Source organism: Arthrobacter sp. Y3223166 (genome assembly GCF_059090935.1).
Genome location: NZ_JBNHGE010000027.1, coordinates 36,655 through 43,450, shown reverse-complemented (window position 1 = coordinate 43,450; position 6,796 = coordinate 36,655). Strand labels below are relative to the sequence as shown.

Sequence of the window (6,796 nt, the reverse complement as noted above, 5' to 3'; positions counted from 1 at the left end):
GACGACGGCCGGCTGGTCGTGCGCGCCGCGCCGCCAGGCGACGGCGTTTCGGGCCCTTGGCCCGTCGGGCCGCTAGTCGAGCTCGCCGCGCCGCCAGGCGACGGCGGCCGCTTCCAGATCCTCGGCGGTCTTCACGAGCCGGTGTGAATTGAGCGTCAGCTTGGTGGCATGGTTCTCGTTGGCGGACTCGGCAGAGTCGGCGTGGTGGGTCTGGCCGAGCGCGACGATCCGGCAAAAGGCCGCCGACCGGTCAAGGGCCACATCGAAATCACCGTCGAAGGCCCCGGAGAGAATCGTGTCGGCCATGGCCCGGACTTCGTCGGCGCCGGGCGGTTCAGCTACTCCGGCGATGACCTTGGACACTTCTGCCGATGCCGTCCCGGCCTTGAAATAGGCTGCCAGCTTGTCGGGATGCGACTGGGCCGCGGCGCGCAGGGCGTACAGCCGCCAGAGCGCGCCCGGCAGGGAACGGGCAGGGCTTTCAGCCCACATTTCAGCAATGGCCTCGAGCCCCTGTTGGTCTGCCAACTTGACCAGCCTCGCGGTTACCTCGGGATCGTCCGAGCCGCGCCCGCGGTGCACCAGGGCCTGAGCCGCGAGGTGGGCTGCCTCGGACACGCGTGCCGGGTCGGCACCCCCGGCGAAGTCCTCAAAATCCACCGGGGCGAAAGGCTTCGGCTTATGCGGCCGGGGGACATCGTTTCCGTTGTTCGGGCTCATGCCTCGACCTTACTCCCGCCCCTGACGCCGGTACAGAGAGGCGTGGCCCCCGGCGACGGGACGTTCCGGGGCAGCCCGGCAAGGCGCGCGCCCGGCGGATTCGGGCGGGCGGCGATGGGTGGGATAAACTGGGAACTGGCCAAATCCGACCTCGCCTGGGTTTCTACCTAGAGCAAAGCGGACCGGCTGGCGGGCCTTTAGCTCAGTTGGTAGAGCATCGGACTTTTAATCCGCGGGTCGCGGGTTCGATCCCCGCAGGGCCCACCGCGAAAGCGGCTTCGACCGGTTTGCCGGTCGGAGCCGCTTTTTTCATGGGACGCCCCCGCTTGCAGGCCGAGTCAGCCGCCCACGTCACGCAAACTTGTCCACGTTCAGGCCGAACTGTCCACGTCTTGGCTATCCTTCAGCGCGTGACCTGCGCTGATATCTACGGGCGCTCCAAAACATGGACAACGGCACGACGGCGCTTTACCCCGCCGCCCTCAATGCCTGCACCCTGCTCGACTCACGCGATCGGGCGGGCTCCAGTGCGCCGGGTAACGGCCTCGGGGGCGGCGTGGAGAAGCGCGGCCACGGGCGGTGCCGAGCGCGTAACGGCCTCCGGGGGGGGGCTTCCCGGCCGTAGAAGCCCGGCCGCGGGTCGTGCCGAGGCGCCGCGTAACGGCCGGGGCTTCCCGGCGTGGAGAATCCCGGCCGCGGGTCGTGCCAAGGCGCGGGTAACGGCCACTCGGGCGCTCCTTTGCACGGCTGAGACTACACTTTCGGCCGGTCGTCACACAGCAAAGGTCACGAAATGGTAACGATAAAAGCGCGCCCGGACGCCGCCATCGTCATGCCGCCGGAGGGCAACTGGCACAAGGGATTCGGCGGTATGCGACCTTGGCGGCAGGGGCGGCGAAAGCGTCCGAACCGCTGTCAAGTCGGCAGGTTTCGAGTTGATAACGGCTCTGATCTCGTTACGTTTGAAGGGATGGTTGAAGAACTAGCAGAAACCCAGACCAGACCGAGGATCGAAGCAAGCTTCCGTAAACCAACCCTGAACGACGGGCAGTCCCTGTGGCGCATGGCCAGGGATTCCCAGGTCTTGGACCTGAACTCGTCCTACTCCTACCTGCTGTGGACCCGCGACTTCGCCGAGACGTCGATCATCGCCACGGTGGACGGCGAGCCGGCCGGTTTCATCACCGGCTACATGCGCCCCGACGAACCGGGCACCTTGATGGTGTGGCAGGTGGCCGTGGACCGGCGGTTCCGCGGCCGCAGGCTGGCGGCGGACATGCTGGACCGTCTGGCCTGGCAAGTCCTGGCCGAGCGGGTGGAAACCACCATCACGGCGGACAACGAGGCCTCCGTCCGGCTGTTTGCCGGCTTTGCGTCGCGCCGGGAGGCGCCAATGGAACGCGAACCGCTCTTCACCGAAGAGCTGTACCCGGACGGGCACGACACCGAGTACCTGTTCCGGATCGGGCCGCTCAATTAAATCCCGCCGGCCCCGCGGCCGGCCAAGCACAACCTCCACCAACGCACATCCGCATGAAGCGACCTGCGGCTGCTGTGGCGCTGTCCCCTACCCGGGCCCGCCCGCTGCCGCACTGAGGAAGGAAGCGTATTCCATGACTGACATTTTCGAGACCCTCGAGTCCGAGGTCCGCGGCTACTGCCGCAGCTGGCCCGCCGTGTTCACCCGCGCCGAGGGCAGCACCATGACCGCCGAGGACGGGACCACCTACCGGGATTTCTTCTCCGGCGCCGGGGCGCTCAACTACGGCCACAACAACCCGAAGCTGCTGCAGCCGCTGCTGGAGTACCTGGCCAGCGGCGCCGTCGTGCACTCGCTGGACATGAAGACCCCGGCCAAGCGCACGTTCCTGGAGACCTTCCGGGAGGTCATCCTCGAGCCGCGGAACCTCGACTACAAGGTGATGTTCCCCGGCCCCACCGGCACCAACACCGTTGAGGCCGCCCTGAAGCTGGCCCGCAAGGTGACGGGCCGCCAGCACATCCTCTCCTTCACCAACGCGTTCCACGGCATGACGCTCGGTTCGTTGTCGGTGACCGGAAACTCGATGAAGCGCCGGGGCGCGGGCATCCCGCTGACCAACAGCTCCAAAATCCCCTACGACGACTACTTCTCCGGCGAAACCGCAGACTTCCTGTGGCTGGAGCGCGTGCTGGAGGACAGCGGCTCGGGCGTGGACAAGCCGGCGGGCATCATCGTGGAGACCGTCCAGGGCGAAGGCGGCCTCAACGCCGCCCGCGCCGGCTGGCTGCGCGGCCTGGCCGACCTGTGCAAGAAGCACGAGATCCTGCTGATCGTCGACGATGTACAGGCCGGCTGCGGCCGCACCGGAACGTTCTTCAGCTTCGAGGAAGCCGGCATTACCCCGGACATCGTCTGCCTGTCCAAGTCCATCTCCGGCTACGGCCTGCCGATGGCGCTGACCCTGTTCCGCCCGGAGCTGGACGTCTGGGGAGCCGGCGAGCACAACGGCACCTTCCGCGGGCACAACCCGGCGTTCGTGACGGCCACGGCGGCGCTGGAGACCTACTGGCGGACCGGCGAGTTCCAGAAACAGATCCAGGCCCGGGCCGTGCAGCTGCACGAGGGGCTGGAGCGGATCGCCGGTCTGGTGGAGGGCGCCAGCGTGCGCGGCCGCGGCCTGCTCGCCGGGGTGAAGTTCCCGGAGAACGAAACCGCCGGCAAGATCGCCGCCGAGGCCTACGACAACGGGCTGCTGGTGGAAACATCCGGCCCCGAGGGCGAAGTGGTGAAGCTGATGCCGGCCCTGACCATCAGCGCCGCCGAACTGGACCGCGGCCTGGACATCCTGATCGACGCGACCCGCGCCGTTACCGCGGTGCCGGAACTGGTCGGAGCCCTCTAGCCCCGCGCACCCCCAACGAAACTTCCTGACTTCCTATCCGAGGAGTACCGATGCTTGTTACCAACCTGAACGACCTGAACGACACCGACCGCGACGTTAAGTCCGAGACCTGGCGGAGCCGGCGCATGGTGCTGGCGGGAGAGGGCGTGGGCTTTTCCTTCCACGACACGGTGATCTACGCGGGCACCACCTCCACGTTCCACTACGCCAACCACATCGAGGCCGTCTACTGCGTCCAGGGCGAGGGCACGCTGACCAACGAGGTCACCGGCGAAGTCCACGACCTGCGCGACGGGACCATGTACCTGCTGGACGGGCACGAGAAGCACACCGTCCGCGCCACCACCGAACTGCGCATGGCCTGCGTGTTCAACCCGCCGGTCACCGGCCGGGAAGTCCACGACGAGAACGGCGTGTACCCGCTTATCGAGGCCGAGCCGGCTAACTGAGTCCGGCAGGTGCGCCCGGACTGCATCGGCACCCGGGGGGTCACCCCCGGCCGCCGGTAGCACCGGAATGCCGTCACTGAACTGACGGCAGACGACGACGGCGGTGGCCCGCCTTCCGCAGCAAACCTGCGGACGGTGGGCCACCGCTTTTGCATGCCCGAGGTGTTGCCGGAAGCCTGGTTCTAGCCGGCCGGTTGCGGGAGATCGTCGGGGAGATCGCCGTGGCGGGCGTGGCGGAAATCGGACACCGCCAGTCCTGCCGCCACCACCACAAAGCAGGCCGCCGCCACCCAGATGATCGGCGCGTAGCTCCACGCATCGGCGGCTAAACCACCTAGCGGGGCCCCAATAACGATCATCGCGCGGTTCATGGACCGTGTTGTGGTGTTCATTCGCGCTTGGAGCCGGTCCGGTGTGACGGCTTGCCGGTAGCCCATCTCGTTGGCGTTCTCGGCACCCATGGCGAGGCCGCACAGCAATTGTCCGACGGCGACGATGGAGATGGCCTGGCCGGGTTCGTCCATGAATGAGGCCGTCGCGATGATCGTCCAGGAGACAGCCATCGAAGCCCGGCAGGCGATCACCACGCGGCCGGCTCCCCAAGACAGGCCCCACCTGCTGGAGAATGACGCACCAATCAGGGCCCCTACTCCGGCGCAGGCCAGCACCGCACCGAATTCGAAGGGGCCGAGGCCCAGGCCAAGCAGCGCATAGGGAACGAAGACGGTCACCAGCACGCCGTTGGCAAGGAACCAGCCGTGTGTTGAAAGAGTCAGCGGCCCGAGCATCCGATGCCGGTAGGTGAAGCGCAGACCTTCGGCGATGTCGGCCCACAGGCTCTGCCTGCCAGTGGTGGCGGGTGGGGCCGGTTCGGGAGTCTTCAACAGACTCACCACAAGTGCCGAGTAGAGATAAGTCATCGAGTTCACCAGAACCGCCAGTGGGGGTCCCAGCAGAGCGACCAGTCCGCCGGCCAAGGCCGGTCCCGATGCCTGGGCCACGGATGCACTCTGGTCCAGCCGGGCGTTGGCCGGGAGCAGTGCATGTTGTGGAACCAACCGCGGCAGGAACGATTGCGATGCAGAGTCATTGAGCAGCGACAGTACGCCGAAGCCGGCCACGAAGGCGATCAGGACCGGCAACTCCAGACGGTCCAGCAACCAGAGCAGCGGAATGAGGCCCAGCAGCAGCCCGCGGCCCAGGTCCGTGCCGATGAGTACCGGCCGACGTCGGCCCCGTTCCATCAGCGCCCCGACCAGCAGGCCCAGCACGGCGTACGGCAGCCAGCGCGCGGCGTTAACCAGGCCCACTTCCACAGCCGTCCCGCCGAGCGTCAGGACCACCAGTACCTGCAGGGCCACCGTGGTGAAATACGCCCCGAACTCGGAGACGGTCTCGGCGGTCCACCACGCGAAGAAGCCGGGGAGCCGGAAGACGTCCTTGCCGCGGCCTTCGGGGGTCATTTAAACAGTCTGCCAGCGCCGCCGACGGGCTCGCCAAAGGACCCGCCGATCTCAGCTTCCGTCAGCCAGAATAGACAACGACGGCGGTGGCCCGCCTTCGGCTGGAATCCTGCGGAAGGTGGGCCACCGTCACGTCCGGTCGCTGCCGGAATCGAGTGTGCTCTCGCGCAGGATCAGCCTGGCGGAAAGCTTTGCCGGAATACCGGACTCCCCGAGCATTTTCCGGGACAGATGGCTGACCGCGGCCGCCGCGATGAGCTCCGGTTCCAGATCGATGGCGCTGATCGCGGGGCTGCTGTTGCGCGACTGTTCTGAATCCGAACCGGCGATCAGCTGGACCTGCCCGGGCACGGCGATGCCCCGCGCCGCCAGTTCCTCCAGGGCGCCGCGCGCGTGCCGCCCGGTCAGGCAGTAGACAGCGTCCGGCATTGCCTCGCCGGCGTCCAGCAGTTCCTGCATGGCGGCCCTGCCGCCGTCGACGCCGTCGGACTCCGGCCGGATGGCGATGCGTGGCTTCATCCCGTGACGCGCTGCCCAGCTGCGGTAGGCCGCCGTGGAGTCGAGGTTCCAGGCGTTGCGGTCCATGCCTGTGATGAGGCAGATGGAGCGTGCCCCGGATCGGTGGAACCTGGACAGCACTGCCTCCGTCTCTTCCGAGTCGTGGGAACCGACCCAATCGAGAAAGTCGGGCCGTGCAGGATCGCGTCCAATGGTGACGAAAGGAGCGGCCAGCCCCATTAACAGGTCGATGACCGGATCCTCCTCGAGCGGATCGTCAATGATGTAGCCGTCCAGCGACAAGGCGAGCGGGGAGCGCGGCAACCGCGTCAGGTCCCGGACGAGCATGACGCTCAGCCCGCGCTCCAGGCACTCCACGGCAACGGCCCCGGAGAGCCTGGTGAAGTAGTCCACGCCGTGCGGGCGATACGTTCCGAGCGAATCCAGCGGCCGGAGCATGAGTCCAATGACCCCGATCGGGCTGTTGCGCAGTCCCCGCGCCATCGGATCGGGCTGGTACCCCAGCCTTTCGGCCGTCTGCCGCACGCGCTCGCGGGTTTCGGCCGACAGCGTGCCCTTGTTGTTCAGGCTGTGTGAGACGGCGGTGATGGACACGCCGGCTTCCTGGGCCACATCGTGGATGGTGACTCGCCGGCGCATCGTCCGCCCTCCGTGATTGAAGTCATAACGGTTGCATAACAGAACAACTAAAACGTTATATAAAAGGTTTTATCCCCGTAGCTTACTGGAATACGCAGAGCAAGCGTCCCATCGGAACCAC

Annotated in this window: 6 protein-coding genes and 1 tRNA gene; 4 read left to right on the top strand and 3 right to left on the bottom strand. The window is 67.0% G+C overall.

Annotated features, from left to right (window positions below; all coding sequences use genetic code 11):
* Positions 1-72: 72 nt before the first annotated feature.
* Positions 73-720, bottom strand: a complete 648-nt coding sequence (locus tag AC5RUH_RS12230) for a hypothetical protein (RefSeq protein WP_494001952.1) — start codon at positions 718-720, stop codon at positions 73-75.
* Positions 721-911: 191 nt separating this feature from the next.
* Here AC5RUH_RS12230 and AC5RUH_RS12225 point away from each other — a divergent pair.
* The 4 genes from AC5RUH_RS12225 to AC5RUH_RS12210 all read left to right on the top strand — a co-directional run bounded on the left by AC5RUH_RS12225 (position 912) and on the right by AC5RUH_RS12210 (position 4,054).
* Positions 912-984 (top strand) — tRNA-Lys (locus tag AC5RUH_RS12225).
* Between the two features lie 706 nt (positions 985-1,690).
* The gene (ectA, locus tag AC5RUH_RS12220; RefSeq protein WP_494023914.1) at positions 1,691-2,200 is read left to right on the top strand and encodes a diaminobutyrate acetyltransferase; all 510 of its coding nucleotides are present in this window, start codon (positions 1,691-1,693) and stop codon (positions 2,198-2,200) included.
* Positions 2,201-2,333: 133 nt separating this feature from the next.
* Positions 2,334-3,605: a diaminobutyrate--2-oxoglutarate transaminase gene (ectB, locus tag AC5RUH_RS12215; protein WP_494128710.1), complete on the top strand. Its 1,272-nt coding sequence runs from the start codon at positions 2,334-2,336 to the stop codon at positions 3,603-3,605.
* 50 nt (positions 3,606-3,655) lie between these two features.
* Positions 3,656-4,054 (top strand): ectoine synthase, encoded by a 399-nt coding sequence (locus AC5RUH_RS12210; protein ID WP_494023912.1) that lies wholly within the window; start codon positions 3,656-3,658, stop codon positions 4,052-4,054.
* Positions 4,055-4,236: 182 nt separating this feature from the next.
* Here AC5RUH_RS12210 and AC5RUH_RS12205 read toward each other — a convergent pair whose 3' ends face one another.
* Together AC5RUH_RS12205 and AC5RUH_RS12200 are read right to left on the bottom strand one after the other, a co-directional pair.
* Positions 4,237-5,517, bottom strand: coding sequence for an MFS transporter (locus AC5RUH_RS12205; protein ID WP_494128709.1), 1,281 nt, complete (start codon positions 5,515-5,517; stop codon positions 4,237-4,239).
* 129 nt (positions 5,518-5,646) lie between these two features.
* Entirely contained in the window at positions 5,647-6,675 is a 1,029-nt protein-coding gene (locus tag AC5RUH_RS12200) for a LacI family DNA-binding transcriptional regulator (protein WP_494128708.1), read from the bottom strand.
* Positions 6,676-6,796: the final 121 nt, after the last annotated feature.

Bases quoted from the DNA above. Each gene is read 5' to 3' on its own strand.
- AC5RUH_RS12230 (WP_494001952.1), bottom strand. From the start codon at position 720: ATGAGCCCGAACAACGGAAACGATGTCCCCCGGCCGCATAAGCCGAAG.
- ectA (WP_494023914.1), top strand. From the start codon at position 1,691: ATGGTTGAAGAACTAGCAGAAACCCAGACCAGACCGAGGATCGAAGCA.
- ectB (WP_494128710.1), top strand. From the start codon at position 2,334: ATGACTGACATTTTCGAGACCCTCGAGTCCGAGGTCCGCGGCTACTGC.
- AC5RUH_RS12210 (WP_494023912.1), top strand. From the start codon at position 3,656: ATGCTTGTTACCAACCTGAACGACCTGAACGACACCGACCGCGACGTT.
- AC5RUH_RS12205 (WP_494128709.1), bottom strand. From the start codon at position 5,517: ATGACCCCCGAAGGCCGCGGCAAGGACGTCTTCCGGCTCCCCGGCTTC.
- AC5RUH_RS12200 (WP_494128708.1), bottom strand. From the start codon at position 6,675: ATGCGCCGGCGAGTCACCATCCACGATGTGGCCCAGGAAGCCGGCGTG.